16 protein-coding genes are annotated in these 17533 nt (G+C 62.6%); 12 read left to right on the forward strand and 4 right to left on the reverse strand.

Annotated elements, in window-relative coordinates:
* Window positions 1-96: 96 nt before the first annotated feature.
* The 3 genes from pgi to TM49_RS05870 are packed head-to-tail and all read right to left on the reverse strand — an operon-like array spanning window position 97 to window position 2351.
* Complete coding sequence (gene pgi, locus TM49_RS05865) at window positions 97-1722, reverse strand: glucose-6-phosphate isomerase (protein WP_045679938.1); 1626 nt, start codon at window positions 1720-1722, stop codon at window positions 97-99.
* Window positions 1723-1769: 47 nt separating this feature from the next.
* Window positions 1770-1925: a hypothetical protein gene (locus TM49_RS23605; protein ID WP_158498608.1), complete on the reverse strand. Its 156-nt coding sequence runs from the start codon at window positions 1923-1925 to the stop codon at window positions 1770-1772.
* A 27-nt stretch (window positions 1926-1952) separates the two neighbouring features.
* Window positions 1953-2351 carry a hypothetical protein gene (locus TM49_RS05870; protein WP_045679939.1) on the reverse strand — a complete coding sequence of 133 codons (399 nt, stop codon included), beginning with the start codon at window positions 2349-2351 and terminating at the stop codon, window positions 1953-1955.
* Window positions 2352-2982: 631 nt separating this feature from the next.
* Here TM49_RS05870 and cyoA point away from each other — a divergent pair.
* The 4 genes from cyoA to cyoD are packed head-to-tail and all read left to right on the forward strand — an operon-like array spanning window position 2983 to window position 7128.
* Window positions 2983-4083, forward strand: a complete 1101-nt coding sequence (cyoA, locus tag TM49_RS05875) for a ubiquinol oxidase subunit II (protein WP_244464805.1) — start codon at window positions 2983-2985, stop codon at window positions 4081-4083.
* Window positions 4083-6065 (forward strand): cytochrome o ubiquinol oxidase subunit I, encoded by a 1983-nt coding sequence (gene cyoB / locus TM49_RS05880; protein WP_045679941.1) that lies wholly within the window; start codon window positions 4083-4085, stop codon window positions 6063-6065. The genes cyoA and cyoB overlap by 1 nt, the downstream gene beginning before the upstream one ends.
* The gene (gene cyoC / locus TM49_RS05885; protein WP_045679942.1) at window positions 6062-6670 is read left to right on the forward strand and encodes a cytochrome o ubiquinol oxidase subunit III; all 609 of its coding nucleotides are present in this window, start codon (window positions 6062-6064) and stop codon (window positions 6668-6670) included. The genes cyoB and cyoC overlap by 4 nt, the downstream gene beginning before the upstream one ends.
* Window positions 6667-7128, forward strand: a complete 462-nt coding sequence (gene cyoD / locus TM49_RS05890; RefSeq protein ID WP_082074632.1) for a cytochrome o ubiquinol oxidase subunit IV — start codon at window positions 6667-6669, stop codon at window positions 7126-7128. The genes cyoC and cyoD overlap by 4 nt, the downstream gene beginning before the upstream one ends.
* A 124-nt stretch (window positions 7129-7252) precedes the next feature.
* Here the strand turns inward: cyoD and TM49_RS05895 are convergent, their stop codons facing one another.
* Complete coding sequence (locus TM49_RS05895) at window positions 7253-8056, reverse strand: DeoR/GlpR family DNA-binding transcription regulator (protein WP_045684841.1); 804 nt, start codon at window positions 8054-8056, stop codon at window positions 7253-7255.
* Between the two features lie 188 nt (window positions 8057-8244).
* Here TM49_RS05895 and TM49_RS05900 point away from each other — a divergent pair, with 188 nt between their 5' ends.
* The 8 genes from TM49_RS05900 (at window position 8245) to phoB (ending at window position 17266) form a co-directional block, all read left to right on the forward strand.
* A complete protein-coding gene (locus TM49_RS05900; RefSeq protein WP_144409486.1) occupies window positions 8245-9543 on the forward strand; it encodes a hypothetical protein in 1299 nt (432 codons plus the stop codon).
* 90 nt (window positions 9544-9633) lie between these two features.
* Entirely contained in the window at window positions 9634-10884 is a 1251-nt protein-coding gene (gene phoR, locus TM49_RS05905) for a phosphate regulon sensor histidine kinase PhoR (RefSeq protein WP_244464806.1), read from the forward strand.
* A 151-nt stretch (window positions 10885-11035) separates the two neighbouring features.
* Window positions 11036-12073 (forward strand): PstS family phosphate ABC transporter substrate-binding protein, encoded by a 1038-nt coding sequence (locus tag TM49_RS05910; protein ID WP_045679944.1) that lies wholly within the window; start codon window positions 11036-11038, stop codon window positions 12071-12073.
* A 100-nt stretch (window positions 12074-12173) separates the two neighbouring features.
* Window positions 12174-13661, forward strand: a complete 1488-nt coding sequence (pstC, locus tag TM49_RS05915; protein WP_045679945.1) for a phosphate ABC transporter permease subunit PstC — start codon at window positions 12174-12176, stop codon at window positions 13659-13661.
* Window positions 13658-14980, forward strand: coding sequence for a phosphate ABC transporter permease PstA (pstA, locus tag TM49_RS05920; protein WP_045679946.1), 1323 nt, complete (start codon window positions 13658-13660; stop codon window positions 14978-14980). Before pstC ends, pstA begins: the two co-directional genes overlap by 4 nt.
* Window positions 14981-14989: 9 nt before the next feature.
* Window positions 14990-15805: a phosphate ABC transporter ATP-binding protein PstB gene (pstB, locus tag TM49_RS05925; protein WP_045679947.1), complete on the forward strand. Its 816-nt coding sequence runs from the start codon at window positions 14990-14992 to the stop codon at window positions 15803-15805.
* 31 nt (window positions 15806-15836) lie between these two features.
* Window positions 15837-16550, forward strand: coding sequence for a phosphate signaling complex protein PhoU (gene phoU / locus TM49_RS05930; RefSeq protein ID WP_045679948.1), 714 nt, complete (start codon window positions 15837-15839; stop codon window positions 16548-16550).
* Window positions 16551-16582: 32 nt separating this feature from the next.
* Window positions 16583-17266, forward strand: coding sequence for a phosphate regulon transcriptional regulator PhoB (gene phoB, locus TM49_RS05935; protein ID WP_045679949.1), 684 nt, complete (start codon window positions 16583-16585; stop codon window positions 17264-17266).
* Window positions 17267-17533: the final 267 nt, after the last annotated feature.

The following is a 17533-nucleotide window of genomic DNA, read 5'->3' on the forward strand; positions in this document are numbered from 1 at the left end:
AAGGCGAGGCTGTGACGGAAGGACGCGTCTGACCATCGCCCGGTCAGGACACGCATCCCGACCGATTGCCGGGATGCGGGGAGGGCTTTACGGGCCTTACTTCGCAGCCTTCAGCAGGACGGAAACCAGGCCTGCCGTCGAAGAATCATGGCCATCCGCGCTCTCCTTGCCGGAGACGACCGGCAGCAGGCCGGTGGCGAGTTCCTTGCCAAGCTCGACGCCCCACTGGTCGAAGGAGTTGATGCCGAACAGCACGCCCTCGACGAAGACGCGGTGCTCATAGAGCGCGATCATGCGGCCGAGCGCGTAGGGCGTCAGGCTGTCATAGACGAAGGTGATCGACGGGCGGTTGCCGGAAAACACCCGGTGCGGGCCGATCTTGGCGGCGGTCGCCTCGTCGGCACCCTTGGCCAGAAGCTGGGCCTTCGCCTCGTCGAGCGTGCGGCCTTTCATCAGCGCTTCGGACTGGGCGAGGCAGTTTGCCATCAGCAGCTGGTGCTGGTGGCGCAGCTCCGGCTCGAAGCCATTGGCGGCGATCATGAACTCGATCGGAATGATGTTGGTGCCCTGGTGCAGGAGCTGGAAGAAGGCATGCTGGCCGTTGGTGCCGGGCTCGCCCCACACGATCGGGCCGGTCGGCGTGGTGACGTCTTCGGATTCGATCGTCACCGACTTGCCGTTGCTCTCCATGTCGAGCTGCTGCAGGTAGGCGGCAAAGCGCGACATGCGCTGGTCATAGGGAATGACCGCGCGGGAGGGATAACCCAGTACCACCCGCTGGTAATAGCCGAGAAGGCCGAGCATGAAGGGCAGGTTCCCGGTCACCGGCGCCTCGCGGAAATGATTGTCCATCGCATGGGCGCCGTCGAGGAAGCGGCCGAAGTCGTCGGCGCCGATGGCGATCATCAGCGGCAGGCCGATCGCCGACCAGATCGAGTAGCGTCCGCCGACCCAGTCCCAGAAGCCAAAGACGCGCTCTTCCTCGATGCCGAAGGCGGCGACCTTGTCGAGCGCCGTCGAAACCGCGCAGAAATGGTGGCCGACGGCCTCCTCGCCAAGCGCATCTGCAATGAACGTGCGTGCGGTCTTGGCGTTGGTCATCGTCTCGATGGTGGTGAAGGTCTTCGAGGCGACGATGAACAGCGTCGTCGCCGGATCGAGGTCCTTGATGGTGTCGGCGATATGGGCGCCGTCAACATTGGAGACATAATGAAGCTTCGGGCCGTCATGGAAGGGGGCCAGCGCCAGCGTCGTCATCGCCGGACCGAGATCCGAGCCGCCGATACCGATATTGACGACGTCGGTGAAGGCCTTGCCGGTCGCGCCCTTGATGGTGCCCGAGCGGATGCCTTCGGCAAAGGTGCCCATGGCGGCAAGCACGGCATTGACGTCCGGCATCACATCGGCGCCATCGACCATCACCGGTGTGTTCGACCGGTTGCGCAGTGCCGTGTGCAGCACGGCGCGGTCTTCGGTGATGTTGATCTTCTCGCCGGAGAACATGGCCGCGCGCTTGTCCTCGACGCCGGTCTCGGCTGCAAGTTTCACCAGCAACGAAAGGATCTCGTCATTGATCGCGGTCTTCGAGAAATCCATCAGCAGATCTTCGAAGCTGATGCTGAACTTCGCAAACCGGTCGGGATCGGCGGCAAAGGCGGCGCGCAGATCGGTGGCGGCGGAATTCTTGGCCGCCTCGGTCAGGCTTTTGAGAAGGGCGTTCATGTGGGGGCTCCCTGCAATGTCATGGATGGCGCGATCATAACCGCTTCTTAAAACGATTGAATGCGATTCGGTAACTGGTTGCCGGAAACGTATTCCGTTTTCATGTCATTCAAAGCGTCGCGGGCGCGAAAATCAACCGCCGAAAGCAGGGCGGCAAGGGAAACCACGGTCGGGACAAACGAAAGCCGCGTGCCCTGAAGCACGCGGCCCCGCCTCCTCGTTCATTTGGCTCAGGCGTGGGTCGGCCTGGCCGGCGTGTTGTGGTGCTTGTGCGCCACCAGCATGAAATACAGGAACACGAAGGGGATGGCGCTCCAGTAGGCGACCGACTTGTCGTGGCCCATGTTGCGGGCGCGGAAGGCGGTGAACCGGCCGAAGGCGAGGCCCGGCACGACCGCATAGATCGAAAGGCCCATGTAATAGGCCGTCGACAGCGCAATGCCGGTTCCGGCCTCGCGCGGGAAGGCGAATTCGAGCAGATAGGAAATCACCAGATTGATCACGAAAATGAAGCAGGCGCGCAGGAAATAGTCCATGCGGTCGTATTCACGCTTTTCGCGAGTGAGGTAGACCCCGAGCAGAACGCCGATGGCGCTTGTCGCATACGGGAAAAAGAAAAGGCCTGTCATATCGTTTCCTCCTCGAAACGGACGCTGCGCGAAACGGTGCGCATTTTGTCGCATGTGGCAGATTGTCGCATAGAAGGGAGGCCGCTTGCAACTGCCAATCGTGAAACGGTGTCCCATAGGAATGATGACGACGCCGATAAGGTTCCGACGCGACGGCCGAACTTGCGTTTTGGAAGTTTTTCGAGAAGGGGCAGCGGCGTCACGGAAACGTCGGCGAAGACCGACGGATTGGCGAAAAAGTGGCAATTTTCACGCAGCGCCGGCGAAAAAGTCGTCGGTGAGGTGACGGAATTGAGGCCTTGTGCCAAAATGCCACAGGTCGGAGGCAGTTTATTTTTGGCAATTTTGCGATATTAGACCCGCCATGTGCGAGCCGCGCCCTTGGTCCGGCCGCGCGATTCCGGCGTATCTAGAGACCGGCATCGTTCCGGAACCTTCCGGAATTGACCGGAAAGCCGAAGCCTGGCACCTGCCGGCTTCTGCAAAACGGCGAACACATTTCGCCGGTACAACCGGAATACCAGCGTCTACAGACGGCCGCCGCGGGCCCGAAGGCGCCGGACAGTCATCGACAAACCAGTCCCGGTTCATCCGCGCGGTCCGGGCGTCACGGCAGAGAATGAAAACGATAGTGAACCTTCTCAAGCTCTTGAAACCGGCGCTTCTGCTGCCGTTCGTGCTGATGCTTTCGGGCTGTCAGCTCATCCTTCTCGACCCGGCAGGCTGGGTTGCCAATCAGGAACGTGACCTTCTGGTCATCTCCACCCTGCTGATGCTGATCATCATCGTTCCGGTGCTGGTCATGGCGGTCTACATCCCCTGGCGCTACCGCGATTCGCGCAAGGCCACGGATGATTACGATCCCGAATTCGAGCATTCCTCGCTGTTCGAGGCGTTCATCTGGGGCGTACCGGTGATGATCGTCATCGCGCTCGGCGCGGTCACGGCAATCTACACCCACAAGCTCGATCCCTATAAGCCGCTCGACCATATCGCCGCCGAGCCGCTTGAGATCGATGTGGTGTCGATGGACTGGAAATGGCTGTTCATCTATCCCGAACAGAACATTGCGGTCGTCAACGAGCTGGTGCTGCCGACCGATCGTCCGGTCAACCTGCGGTTGACCTCGAGCTCGGTGATGAACACCTTCTCGGTGCCCGCGCTCGCCGGCATGATCTACACCATGGCCGGCATGGAGACGAAGCTGCATCTGGTGGCCGATGACGCCGGCAAATACTACGGTCGCTCCGCCAATTATTCCGGCCCCGGCTACGCCCACATGGACTTCGAGACCTACGCGGTGTCGGAAGACGAGTTCACCAAATGGGTCGATAACGCCAAGTCGTCCGGTACCGAACTGTCCGTCGATGCCTATCAGACGCTCGACAAGCCGTCGGCCGCCGATGGCGTGTACTATTACAACGGCGTTGCCGAAAACCTGTTCGACAAGGTCGTCGGTCTCTGCGTCGAGCCTGGCAAGGTCTGCATCGGCGACATGATGATGCAGGACATGATGGGCGGCGGCGGCCTGAAGGGCATCGAGACCAAGAAGAACTACGTCTATGACGAATTCGCCCCTGGCGAAGGTTTCGACCAGCATGAATTCGAAGGCGAGATTCACGCCAATCCCGACGAACCCCGCAAGGGCCCGGTCAACGTCAAGAATCCCGACCAGACCGTGATGAACCTTGATGGCGGTGTGTCGACCGCTTCCGAAACGGCGAGGCAGTAATGAGATCTGATTTCTGGAACTTCATCTTCGGACGGCTAACATGGTCCGACATCCCCTATGATGTGCTGATCCTTGACGTCACCTTCGCCGCGGTTGTGCTCGCCGGCCTGACCGTGTTCGGCCTGATCACCTACCATCGCAAGTGGGCCTATCTCTGGAACGAGTGGTTCACCTCGGTCGACCACAAGAAGATCGGCGTGATGTACATCGTGCTGGCGCTTGTCATGCTGTTCCGCGGCTTTACCGATGCCTTCATGATGCGCACCCAGCAGGCGCTTGCCGCCGGTGGCGCCCAGGGCTATCTGCCGCCGCACCACTTCGACCAGATCTTCACCGCCCACGGCACGGTCATGATCTTCTTCTTCGCCATGGCCTTCCTGGTCGGCGTGATGAATATCGCGATGCCGCTGCAGATCGGCGCGCGTGACGTTGCCTTCCCGTGGTTGAACAACTTCTCGTTCTGGATGACCGTCTCGGGCGCCATCCTGCTCAACGTGTCGCTGTTCATCGGCCTTCTGGGCCGCACCGGCTGGCTTGCCATGCCGCCGCTTTCGGGAATCGCATACTCGCCCGATGTGGGCGTCGACTATTACATATGGTCATTGCAGATCGCGGGTATCGGGACGACGCTGTCCGGCGTCAACATGATCGCCACGATCCTGAAGATGCGCGCGCCGGGCATGACCATGATGCGCATGCCCGTGTTCACCTGGACGACGCTCTGCGCCAACGTGCTGATCGTCGCAGCCTTCCCGGTGCTGACGGCAACGCTCGCCATGCTGGCGCTTGACCGCTATTTCGGCATGCACTTCTTCACCAACGACATGGGCGGCAACCCCATGATGTATGTGAACCTGATCTGGATCTGGGGTCACCCGGAAGTCTACATCCTGATCCTGCCCTGCTTCGGCATCTTCTCGGAAGTCGTGTCGACCTTCTCCGGCAAGCCGCTGTTCGGCTATCGCTCGATGGTCTACGCCACGGCCTGCATCATGGTGCTGTCCTTCATCGTGTGGCTGCACCACTTCTTCACCATGGGCTCCGGCGCCAGCGTGAACACCTTCTTCGGCATCTCGACGATGATCATCGCGATCCCGACGGGTGCGAAGATCTTCAACTGGCTGTTCACGATGTATCGCGGCCGTATTCGCTTCGAAACGCCGATGTACTGGACGGTGGGCTTCCTGATCACCTTCACCATCGGCGGCATGACCGGTGTCATGCTCGCGGTTCCGCCGGCGGACTTCCAGCTGCACAACTCGCTGTTCCTGGTCGCCCACTTCCACAACGTCATCATTGGCGGCGTGGTGTTCGGCCTGATGGCGGGCTACCAGTACTGGTGGCCTAAGGTGTTCGGCTTCAAGCTCGATGATACCTGGGGCCGCCGTTCGTTCTGGTTCTGGTGCATCGGCTTCTACTTTGCCTTCATGCCGCTCTACGTGCTTGGCCTGATGGGCGTGACCCGTCGCCTGCAGAGCTACACCGACACCGGCTGGCAGATCTACTTCGTCATCGCCTGCTTCGGCATGCTGCTGATCGGCGCCGGCATCGCCTGCACCGTCATCCAGCTCGTCGTCACCATCAAGAACCGCGACAAGCTGAAATGCGGTCCCGATCCGTGGAATGCCCGCACGCTGGAATGGGCCACGACCTCGCCGGTGGCGCCCTACAACTTCCCGCAGGACATCGTCGTAACCGGTCGTGACGCGTGGTGGCGGATGAAGAAGGAAGGCTTCAAGTGGTCGACCGACTATCAGCCGATCCACATGCCGAAGAACACCTGGGCCGGTATCGTCCCAGCCTTCCTGGCGCTTGTGCTCGGTTTCGCGCTGGTCTGGCACATGTGGTGGCTGGTGGTTCTGAGCTTCGTCCTCGCGGTCGGCTCGATCATCTACCACACCTTCGATATGGACCGTGACTACTACATCCCGGCTGAACAGGTCGCCAGCGACCAGGAAAAGGCCAAGGAGGCTTATGCATGACGACCGCTGATATGACGGGCGAAACGCATCACGAAGAACACGCCCATCACGACAGCCCGACGCCGCTTGGCTTCTGGATCTATCTGATGAGCGACTGCCTGATCTTCGGCACGCTGTTCGCAACCTATGCCGTGCTCGGCCGCTCCTATGCGGGCGGGCCGGCCCCGGCCAACCTGTTCGAGCTCGACTTCGCGCTGATCGAAACCGCGCTGCTGCTGTTTTCCTCGGTCACCTTCGGCATGGGCATGCTGCGGATGGACAAGGGCGACAAGGCAGGCGTGATGAAGTGGCTGGTGGTTGCCGGTCTCTTCGCCATCGGCTTCCTGGCGATGGAACTCTACGAATTTCATCACTTCATCGAGATCGGCGCGACGCCGGACCGTTCGGCCTTCCTGTCGGCCTATTTCACACTGGTCGGCACCCACGGCCTGCACGTCACCTTCGGCACGATCTGGCTGATCGTCCTGCTCGTGCAGATCTCCAAGTACGGCCTCAACGAAGCCATGCGCCGCCGGACAACGACGCTGTCGATGTTCTGGCACTTCCTTGACCTGGTCTGGATCGGCGTGTTCTCGCTTGTCTATCTCACGGGAGTTGTTCTATGAGCACAGCCCACGAACATACCGCCCATGCCGAAAGCCACGGTCACGGCAGCTTCAAGTCGCTAATGACGGGCTTCGTGCTCGCCATCATCCTCACCATCATCCCGTTCGGGCTGGTGATGGCGGATGTGATTTCCAGCAAGATCTTCGTGCTGGCCGTGGTGATGATCTGTGCCGCGGCGCAGATCCTCGTGCACCTGAAATATTTCCTGCTGCTTTCGAGCCACCAGGAACAGGGTTGGACGATGGCCTCCGCGCTGCTCGCCCTCATCCTGCTGCTGATCGTGCTCGCCGGCTCGCTCTGGGTCATGCACAACATGAACGAGTACATGATGCCCCTGCCGGAAAGCGGCTACACCATCATGGACGACGGCACCATCGTCTGCGCCACGCCGGAGATCGCCCAGCAGCTCCGCGACGCCGGCGTCACCGGCGAGATCATCGTGCAGGGCCAGCAATAGGCTCTGACAGAACGGCCCGCCCAGCGCGGGCCGTTTGCTTTTCAGGGGGCGCTATTTGTCCGCGCGCCTTCCCTCCGCCAGCATGCCCTTTGCGTTGCGGCGAGCCGGTCGATCCAAGGTTCGGCTAATTACTTGCAGCCCCATCGCCAGGCTTTCCAGCTTCGCCAGCGCCAGCGACCACGACATCGGTCTTCCAGGTTCGGCATTTGGCCGAAAGCGCCGGAGCCAGCGGTGCGTCGGTGAAAAAGCTGTCGATGTCGGCGAGCGAGGCGATGCGGGCGGGGGCCGAGCGGGCGAATTTCGAGTGGTCGGCCACGAGCAGCGTCTTGCGGGTGCGGGTCAGCGCCGTCTGGCTGACGCCCACCTCCATGATGTCGAAATCGAGCAGGTCGCCATCGGCATCGATCGCCGAGCAGCCGATCACGGCGAAATCGAACTTGAACTGTTCGACGATCCTGTTTGCCAGCGCGCCGACGAGCCCGCCATCGGTGCGCCGCAGTTGGCCGCCGGCGACGACGATCTCGCAATCCGGATTGGCGACCAGGATATTGGCGACGTTCATGTTGTTGGTGACGACGAGAATGTTCTTGTGGCCGAGCAGTGCCCGGGCCACGGCTTCGGTCGTCGTGCCGATATTCATGAAGATCGCCGCATTGTCGGGGATTGCCGCGGCGCAGGCAGCGGCGATGGCCGCCTTCTCCGCCGACAGCAGGCCGCGGCGGTCGTCATAGCCGATATTGGCGGTGCCGGACGGCAGCACCGCGCCGCCATGAACGCGCGTCAGCCGGCCTGTCTCGGCAAGCTTCAGAAGGTCGCGCCGGATCGTCTGCACCGTGACGCCAAGCCGGGCGGCCGCGTCCTCAGCCACAATCCGGCCCTCTTCGCGGGCCATCTGCATCAGATCATCAAGGCGGAATCTTTGCGCCAACTCGGTTTTCCCGTTTGCTTCGGTTGTCGTCAAGGGAGGCATTTTTTGCAGGTCTTTGCAATGGCCTCGCCGCCCTGCGAGCACCTGCGCTGGGTAAGGCCAAACAACTATTTTGCCTTGATATGGAGACTGAAACCCTTCAATAGCGTTATGCCTCGGTAAAAAATGTATCAGGACGGGACGAGATCGTGAGCGGATTGGAACAGGCCATCAGAAAGGCGCTTGAGAACGCCGACCGCGAGGACGCCAATCAGCGCGCGCGCATCTATCAGTCGGCACGCCAGGCGCTGGAAGGCGGGCTTGCCAAGCAGAACGTCACCGATCCGAAGGTGATCGCCCGCCAGCGCCGCCGCCTCGACGACATCATCACCACGATCGAGCGTGAAGAGGCCGAGGCTGTCCGCCAGGCGCGCGAGGCCCGCAAGCCGCGCCCACCGGTCTTCGATGATCCCTTCGCCGTCGGACGGGTTCCGGATAAGCCCACCCCGAATGGACCGACCATCGATACGCCGACCATTGATGGCCCGACGCTCGACGAGCCGGTTCTTGACGATGACGACGGCCTCATCGCCACCGGCCCCGGCGCCGATTTCGTGGTCCTGCCGGAACTTTCCAGCGCCGATCCAGACATGCGCGGTTTCACCGAGACCGGCTTCGCTCCGGAGCCGGAGCGGCAGTCGCCGGGCCTTGCCGATGACGCCTTTGCCGCTGACGCGATCGAGACCGGCCACCTTTCCTCCCGGCGCGGTGCTTTCGACGACATCACGGTTGACGACGATGCCCGCGCCCCGGCCGGCCATGCCATACGCTCGGAGCCCCGCAAGGCGAAGAAACCGAAGAAGGGCAGGAAGGCGAAGGCTGCGCCCGGCGAGAAGCCGAAACGGCGCGGTGTGTTCGCCACGCTGTTCATGATCCTGATCCTGATGGCCTTCCTGCTGTTCGGCGTGTGGTGGGTGCTGCGGTCCGATTTCACGCTCGATCCGGAATCGCGCGATACCGCCGTTCCGAACCCGCCGGTGCGGATCGAGGCCGAGGATTTCGAAGGCTCGTCGACCTGGACGCCGATCTTCACGCCCGGCTCGGCGGCCGGCCTGACCGCGGGCAGCGCCGCAAACCTTCAGAATGTCACGCTCGACGGCGTTCCGGCCGTCACCCTGACCTCGACCGCCACGGGCGATGCCGGCGCGGCAACGGTCACTCTGCCGCCTGCGGTCATCGAGCTTTTGCAGAGCGGGCCGGTGCTGATCGAGGCGACGGTGCTCGCGCCCGAGGGCGGCGGCCAGCCCGTCGGCATCTATTGCGCCGACGGAACCATCGACGGCTGTCAGCGCCATCGCTTCACCGCGCCGGCGCACCGGGAGGATTTCGTGATCCGGCTGACGCCGAACGGCGGCGATCTGCCAACGCGGCTGATGATTTCCGGTGACCTCAATGGTGGCGGCGAACCGCTCGATATCTTCGCCATCCGTGCCAGCGCTGCGAATTGAGTGCACGATATCGGGGGATTTGCCATCAGGCGAATATGGCTGTCATAAAACCGGTGTATCGAGCAGATTCCAGGGCATAAGGAGCAGCGGTTGAACCGGTTCGGACAGGTGGCAGGCAATCTGGCGGCGCGCGCGGCGGCGGCGCGCATCGTGCTGTTTGCCGCGACGCTGGTGGCGCTCTTTGCCACCCTTTTCGAAATCGCCGAACCCTCCGTGATCGCTCTTGGCTGGGCGGTGATCGTGCTGGCCGCGCTTGCCGGTGCCGGGCCTGTGGTCGAGCGACCGGCCGATGCCGGGCCGGCGGCGGAGGAGGGCGACAGCGTTCAGAGTTTCGGCGAGCTGACCCGGTTTCTCGACGAAATCGATCTCGGCATCTATCTGCTCGGACCGGATGGGGCGGTGCTGTTTCAGAACAGATCGGCCGGCGTGACCTTTGGCGCCTTTCCGGTCGGCTCGCATATCTCGGCGCGGATGCGGGCCCCCGGCGTGCTTGACATCGTCCGCGACACGCTTTCGAGCGGACGCGCCAACCAGATCGAATATTCCGAGCGGCTGCCGTCGGAGCGCGTCTATCACGTGCGCTCCGCGCCGGTCGCGACCGCCGAAGGTGAACGGCCGGTGTTCATGCTGGTCTTCCGCGATGTTTCGGAAGGCCGGCGCATCGATCGCATGCGTTCCGATTTCGTGGCCAATGCCAGCCACGAGCTGCGCACGCCGCTCGCCTCGTTGCGCGGCTATATCGAGACGCTGCAGGGGCCGGCGAAGAACGACACCAAGGCGCAGGAGCGTTTCCTGCCGATCATGCTCGATCAGGCGACGCGGATGAGCCGGCTTGTCGACGACCTGATGTCGCTGTCCAGGCTGGAGGTGCGCGCCCATCTGCCGCCCGACCAGACCGTGTCGCTCGGCCCGCTTCTCGAGCATGTTCGCGACAGCCTGCTGCCGCTCGCCGGCGATCTCGACGTTTCAATCGAACTGCACCTGCCGCAGGAACCGGTGGACGTGATCGGCGATCATGACGAGCTCGTCGAGGTCTTCGAGAACCTTATCGAGAATGCCTGCAAATATGGCGCCGAGGGCAAGGTCGTCGATGTCTGGCTGAAGCCGGTCGCGCCAAGGGGCGCGGAAGTTTCCGTCGTTGACCACGGTCCGGGCATTCCGGCGGAGCATGTGCCGCGCCTGACCGAACGCTTCTACCGCGTCTCCGTCGCCGACAGCCGCTCGAAAAAGGGCACCGGCCTTGGCCTTGCCATCGTCAAGCATATCCTGACCCGCCACCGGGCCCGGCTGATCGTCAAATCCGAGGTGGGAAAGGGCACGACCTTTACCGTCCGGTTCTAGGCCATTTCCGAGAGGATCTCGGAGGCCTGACTTTAATGCTTTTTGAATCAAGGGTTTAGTCTGTCATAAAACCTTTGCAAAAATGACATAAAACCGGGGCGACCGCGGCACCCGGCTCCACGGTCCAAATGCAAACCCGAGGCAATGCGCCATGAAGCTCTTCAGCCTTTCAGCAGCGACCCTTCTCACCGTCCTCCTCGGTGCGGTGCCGTCGCTTGCGCGCGACCAGATCCAGATTGCCGGTTCCTCCACCGTGCTGCCCTATGCCAAGATCGTCGCCGAGACCTTCGGAGAAATCTATCCGAACTACAAGACGCCGGTGGTCGAATCGGGCGGCTCCTCGGCGGGCCTGAAGGAATTCTGCCGCGGTGTCGGGCCGCGCACGATCGACATTGCCAATGCCTCGCGTCCGATCCGTGGAGGCGAGATCGAGAACTGCGTCGAAAACGGCGTCAGCGGCATTTTCGAAATCCCGTTCGGCTACGATGGCATCGTCTTCGCCACCGACGCCTCCATGCCCGAGATCGACCTGACCCCGCTTGAGCTCTACAAGGCGCTCGCCGCCGAACTGGTGATGGACGGCGTTGTCGTGGCCAATCCCTACCGACGCTGGTCGGAAGTCGACCCCTCCCTGCCGGACGTCGAGATCACCGCCTATATCCCCGGCGAAAAGCACGGGACCCGCGAAGTATTCGAGGAAAAGGTGCTCAAGGTCGGCTGCGAGGCCGCCGGTGCCGCCGAATTCCTGGTGTCGAACTTCGGCAAGGTCGAGGGCGGCCAGAAATGCATTGCTGTGCGCAAGGACGGCCGCGCCCCGGCGATCGACGGCGACTATTCGGAAACGCTGGCCCGCGTCATCGCAAGCCGCACCGGCATCGGCGTCTTCGGCCTATCCTTCTACGAAAACAATGCCGACAAGCTGAATGTCGCGACGATTTCGGACGTTGTGCCCTCGGCTGAAACGGTTGCCTCCGGCGAATATCCGGTATCGCGACCGCTCTATTTCTACGTCAAGAAGCCGCATGTCGGTGTCATCGCCGGGCTGAAGGAATATGTCGATTTCTTCCTGTCCGACGACATGGCTGGCCCCGACGGGCCGCTTGCCGAATATGGCCTCGTGCCGTCGTCAAGCGCCGAGCGGGCAAAGATCCGCGCCGATTTCGACGCCGGCGTGACGATGACGCAGTGAATTCCAACGGGCGGCGCGCCGCCCGGGCAAATGAAACCCGGTGCCGCAATTGGCGTCGCCGGAACATGGCCGGCTCAAACCGGCGGTCTGGAACGGACATATGCATGTCTTTTTGATCATCGTGGCTCTGGTCGCCCTTTTCGGCGCAGGCGGTTTCTTCGCGGCAAGGGCCCGGGCGCTGGCACTGGCGCGACAGGGCTCGACCCGGCTCAATTCGCGGCCTGTCCATCATGCAAGCTTCGTGGCGATTGTAACGGTCGTGCCGGCCGCGCTGGTGATGGCGGTCTGGATGATTGCGAGCCCGCTCCTCATCGGTGCGGAAATCCGCAAGGATTTTCCCGAGAGCGTGCGCCTGGAGCCGGTGTCGCAGCAGAGCCTCACCTTCAACACCGTCACCTCGGTTGCCTATGGCCTGCGCCAGCTGTCGCCGGAAGCTAGGGCGCAGGTCAGCGCCGATACCGATCAGCTCCGTCAGGTGCTGGCGAGAAACGGCATACCGCTCGCCGCCAATCCACCGGCCTTCGTGCTGCAATCGGCCGAGCGCATGAACGCGCTTTCGGCGAAGAGCAGCTATGCCATGGCGGCGATCGTGCTTGCCGTCTCTCTGGTCTCGCTTGCGCTTGCCTATCGCGCTGTCCGTCCCGCCTTCAAGGCGCGCAACAGCGTCGAGCGGGTGGTGCTGGCCACGCTTCTGATCGCCTCGTCGATCGCGATCATCACCACGGTCGGCATCGTGCTATCGATGCTGTCGGAGACCCTGCGCTTCTTCTCACAGGTCTCGCCGATCGATTTCTTCTTCGGCACGGTCTGGGATCCGCGTTTCGCCGCAGCGGGCGAGGCGGGCTCTGCCGGCCAGTTCGGCCTGATCCCGCTGCTCGCCGGCACCATCTACATCTCGCTGGTGGCGATGGCCGTGGCGGTGCCGATCGGGCTCTACGCGGCAATCTACATGTCCGAATATGCAAGCTCGCGGCTGAGGGCCATCGCCAAGCCGCTGCTCGAAGTGCTGGCCGGCATCCCGACCATCGTCTACGGCTTCTTCGCGCTGGTGACCGTCGGTCCGCTTCTGCGTGATCTCTCCGCCGAGCTGAACAATCTTCTGACGGGCAATTATCGCAACTTCATCGAGGCGCAGTCAGTGCTGACGGCGGGCATCGTCATGGGCATCATGCTCATCCCCTTCGTTTCGTCGCTGTCGGATGATATCATCAACGCCGTGCCGGACAGTCTGCGCAAGGGCTCGCTCGGCCTCGGTGCCACGCAGTCGGAAACGATCAAGCGGGTGGTGATGCCGGCCGCCCTTCCGGGCATTGTCGGGGCGCTGCTCTTGACGGCCTCGCGCGCCATCGGTGAGACCATGATCGTCGTGCTCGCCGCCGGTGTGGCCGCCAATCTGCAGCTCAACCCGTTCGAGCCGATGACGACGGTGACGGTCAAGATCGTCAATCAGCTGACCGGCGACCTCGAGTTCAACACGCCGCAGACGCTGGTGGCCTTCGCGCTCGGTCTGACGCTGTTCGTCATCACGCTCTGCCTTAACGTTTACGCGCTCTACGTCGTGCGCAAGTACCGGGAGCAGTATCAATGAGTTTGCCGACCGGAAACGATGCCGCGGAAGTCCGTGCCAAGCTCGCCGAGCGCCGCCGCAGCGGGCTGAAGCGCCGCCATGCCGCTGAAAGACGCTTTCGCGTCTTCGGCAGGCTTGCGATTGCGATCGGCCTGTTCTTCCTCGTCGCACTGCTCTATTCGGTCGCGGGCAAGGGCTTCACGGCCTTCCAGCAGACCACGATCACGCTGCCGATCACCTTCAGCGCCGATGTCATCGATCCGGACAATCAGCGCCGGTCGGATCAGAACCTGCTTCTGACCGCCAACTATCCGCTGCTGGTGCAGGACGCGCTGGCGAAGACGCTCGGCATCGACCTCGCCAACAAGGCGGAGATGCGGGAAGCGATGCGGATGATTTCCCGCAGCTCCCGCGTCGAACTGCGCGATGTCGTGCTGAAGGATCCGGGCGTGATCGGCAAGACGCAGGATGTGCGGCTGCTGGCCGCTGCCGATATCGACTCGGCCAACAAGGGACAGATCGATCTTTCGGTTCCGGAAACCAGCCGCAGGGTATCCGATCAGCAGCTCGCCTGGATGAACGAACTGAAGGCCGATGGCCGGCTGAAGACGAGCTTCAACACCGGCTTCTTCACCCATGGCGCTTCCTCCCGTCCGGAATCGGCCGGCATCGGCGTCGCCTTCGTCGGCACGCTCTACATGATGGGCATCGTGCTCGTCCTGTCGCTGCCGCTCGGCGTCGCCTCGGCCATCTATCTGGAGGAATTCGCGCCGAAGAATCGGTTGACGGATGTCATCGAGGTCAACATCAACAATCTGGCGGCGGTGCCCTCCATTGTCTTCGGCCTACTCGGCCTTGCCGTCTTCATCGGCTTCCTCGGCCTGCCACGCTCGGCCTCGCTGGTCGGTGGGCTGGTGCTGACGCTGATGACGCTGCCGACGATCATCATCGCCACCCGCGCGGCGCTGAAGGCGGTACCGCCCTCGATCCGTTCGGCGGCACTCGGCGTCGGCGCCTCGAAGATGCAGGCGGTGTTCCACCACGTGCTGCCGCTTGCCATGCCCGGCATCCTCACCGGCACGATCATCGGCCTTGCCCGCGCGCTCGGCGAGACCGCGCCGCTGCTCTTGATCGGCATGGTCGCCTTCGTTGCCGACTATCCGGCAACCCCGCTCGATCCGGCAACCGCGCTGCCGGTGCAGATCTACATGTGGGCCGGCGAGGCGGAACGCGCCTTCGTCGAGCGCACCTCCGCCGCCATCATCGTGCTGCTGGTGTTCCTGATCCTGATGAACCTGACGGCCGTGATCCTTCGGCGTCGCTTCGAGCGACGGTGGTAGGAGAAAACCATGAATGCGATGACCGGACCCGACGCGAAAAAGGCTTTGAACGACAAAATGAACGCTAATACCCACAAGATGGCCGGCAGCAAGGTCTCCGTTTACTACGGCGAGAAGCGCGCCCTGTTCGATGTCGACCTCAATATCCGCGAAAACGCCGTCACCGCGCTGATCGGCCCGTCCGGCTGCGGCAAGTCGACCTTCCTGCGCACGCTGAACCGGATGAACGACACCATCGACAACTGCCGCGTCACCGGCGAGATCACGCTCGATGGCGAGGACATCTACAAGTCCGGCATCGACGTCGTGGAGCTGCGCGCCCGTGTCGGCATGGTGTTCCAGAACCCGAACCCGTTTCCGAAGTCGATCTACGAGAACGTCGCTTACGGCCCGCGCATCCACGGACTGGCTCGCCACCGCGCCGATTTCGACCAGATCGTCGAGACCAGCCTGCAGAAGGCGGGGCTCTTCAACGAGGTCAAGGATCGCTTGCACGAGCCCGGCACCAGCCTCTCCGGCGGTCAACAGCAGCGGCTCTGCATCGCCCGCGCCATCGCCGTCAGCCCGGAGGTGATCCTGATGGACGAACCCTGCTCGGCGCTCGACCCGATCGCCACGGCGCGCGTCGAGGAGCTGATCAGCGAGTTGAAGCAGAACTACACGATCGTGATGGTGACCCACTCGATGCAGCAGGCCGCCCGCGTTTCCGAGCGCACGGCCATGTTCCATCTCGGCCATATGGTCGAGGAAAACGACACCGACACGATCTTCACCAATCCGGCCGACAGCCGCACCCAGGATTACATCATGGGACGCTTCGGTTGAGCGCCTGCATTTACTGAGGGAAGGAACGACAATGGCCCCTTCGCATATTCTGACAGCCTTTGATGAAGAGCTGAAATACCTGCAGCGCCGCATTTCGGAAATGGGCGGACTTGCCGAGGAGATGGTGAGCGAATCGGTCGAGGCGCTGGTCAACACCGACAGCGCCCTTGCCCAGAAGGTGATTTCCGACGACCTGGTTCTCGACGAGGCCGAGCGCGAGATCGGCGACAAGGCGGTGGTGATCATCGCAAGACGCCAGCCGGTCGCCTCGGACCTGCGCGAAATCATGGGCGCGATCCGCATCGCCGCCGATCTCGAGCGCGTCGGCGACATGGCCAAGAACACCGCCAAGCGGGTGATCTCGGTGCAGGGCACCGGCGTGCCGCGCAAGCTCGCCCACGGCATCGAGCATCTGTCCGAACTGGCGCTGCTGCAGCTCAAGGAAGTGCTCGACGCCTACAATTCGCGCCAGGCCGACAAGGCCAATTCGATCCGCGAGCGCGACGAGGAGATCGACGCGATCTACACCTCGCTGTTCCGCGAGCTTCTGACCTACATGATGGAAGATCCGCGCAACATCACCACCTGCACGCATCTTCTGTTCTGCGCCAAGAACATCGAGCGTATCGGCGACCATGCGACCAACATTGCCGAGATGATCTACTACATCGCCACCGGCGCCCAGCCGCAGGGAGAGCGTCCGAAGGACGACAATACCGCGGCCGTCGGCTCCAGTGATACCTGAACGACAAGCCACGATAACGGAGTTTGAGATCCATGGTGCCGAAGATTGCCGTCGTTGAAGACGAAGAGGCCCTGAGCGTTCTGCTGCGATACAATCTGGAAGCCGAAGGCTATGAGGTCGAGACCATCCTGCGCGGGGACGAGGCCGAAATCCGCCTGCAGGAATGGGTGCCCGACCTGCTGCTGCTCGACTGGATGCTGCCCGGCGTCTCCGGCATCGAGCTCTGCCGGCGCCTGAGGATGCGTCCCGAGACCGAACGTCTGCCGATCATCATGCTGACCGCGCGCGGCGAGGAAAGCGAGCGGGTGAGGGGCCTTGCCATCGGCGCCGACGATTATGTGGTGAAACCGTTCTCGACACCGGAACTGATGGCCCGTGTCAGGGCGATCCTGCGCAGGGCCCGGCCGGAAGTGCTTTCCACCGTGCTCAAATGCGGCGATATCGAGCTCGACCGGGAGACCCACCGCGTCCACCGCAAGAGCCGTGAGGTCCGCCTCGGCCCGACCGAGTTCCGCCTGCTCGAATTCCTGATGAGTTCGCCCGGCCGCGTCTTCTCCCGCGCTCAGCTTCTCGATGGCGTCTGGGGCCACGACATCTATGTCGACGAACGCACGGTCGACGTCCATGTCGGCCGGCTGCGCAAGGCGCTGAACTTCTCCCAGATGCCCGACGTCATCCGCACCGTGCGCGGCGCGGGTTATGCGATGGAAGTCTGAGGGCTAGCGCATCGCCCCCAACCGATCTTCGCCCCTCAAGGGAGGGCTATCTCAGATGGCCTTGGATCTCGCTCCATATACTCTCTCCCGCTTGCGGGAGAGATGCCCCGAAAGGGGCAGTGAGGGTGAAGCAGCATGTCCGTTCTTGAGGACGTCAGCTTGGATAACGTCCCCCCTCACTGTCGCTGTCGCGACATCTCTCCCCTCCGGGGCGAGAAGACTTGAGGCTTTGCGGTGAAGCCATATGCGATAGCACCTCCTCAAGGA

It is taken from the genome of Martelella endophytica, from assembly GCF_000960975.1.
Classification (GTDB): Bacteria; Pseudomonadota; Alphaproteobacteria; order Rhizobiales; family Rhizobiaceae; genus Martelella; species Martelella endophytica.

What these genes read in the sequence shown, in the direction of transcription:
- pgi (WP_045679938.1), bottom strand. Translation starts at nt 1,722, where the DNA reads ATGAACGCCCTTCTCAAAAGCCTGACCGAGGCGGCCAAGAATTCCGCC.
- TM49_RS05870 (WP_045679939.1), bottom strand. Translation starts at nt 2,351, where the DNA reads ATGACAGGCCTTTTCTTTTTCCCGTATGCGACAAGCGCCATCGGCGTT.
- cyoB (WP_045679941.1), top strand. Translation starts at nt 4,083, where the DNA reads ATGAGATCTGATTTCTGGAACTTCATCTTCGGACGGCTAACATGGTCC.
- cyoC (WP_045679942.1), top strand. Translation starts at nt 6,062, where the DNA reads ATGACGACCGCTGATATGACGGGCGAAACGCATCACGAAGAACACGCC.
- cyoD (WP_082074632.1), top strand. Translation starts at nt 6,667, where the DNA reads ATGAGCACAGCCCACGAACATACCGCCCATGCCGAAAGCCACGGTCAC.
- TM49_RS05910 (WP_045679944.1), top strand. Translation starts at nt 11,036, where the DNA reads ATGAAGCTCTTCAGCCTTTCAGCAGCGACCCTTCTCACCGTCCTCCTC.
- pstC (WP_045679945.1), top strand. Translation starts at nt 12,174, where the DNA reads ATGCATGTCTTTTTGATCATCGTGGCTCTGGTCGCCCTTTTCGGCGCA.
- pstA (WP_045679946.1), top strand. Translation starts at nt 13,658, where the DNA reads ATGAGTTTGCCGACCGGAAACGATGCCGCGGAAGTCCGTGCCAAGCTC.
- pstB (WP_045679947.1), top strand. Translation starts at nt 14,990, where the DNA reads ATGAATGCGATGACCGGACCCGACGCGAAAAAGGCTTTGAACGACAAA.
- phoU (WP_045679948.1), top strand. Translation starts at nt 15,837, where the DNA reads ATGGCCCCTTCGCATATTCTGACAGCCTTTGATGAAGAGCTGAAATAC.
- phoB (WP_045679949.1), top strand. Translation starts at nt 16,583, where the DNA reads ATGGTGCCGAAGATTGCCGTCGTTGAAGACGAAGAGGCCCTGAGCGTT.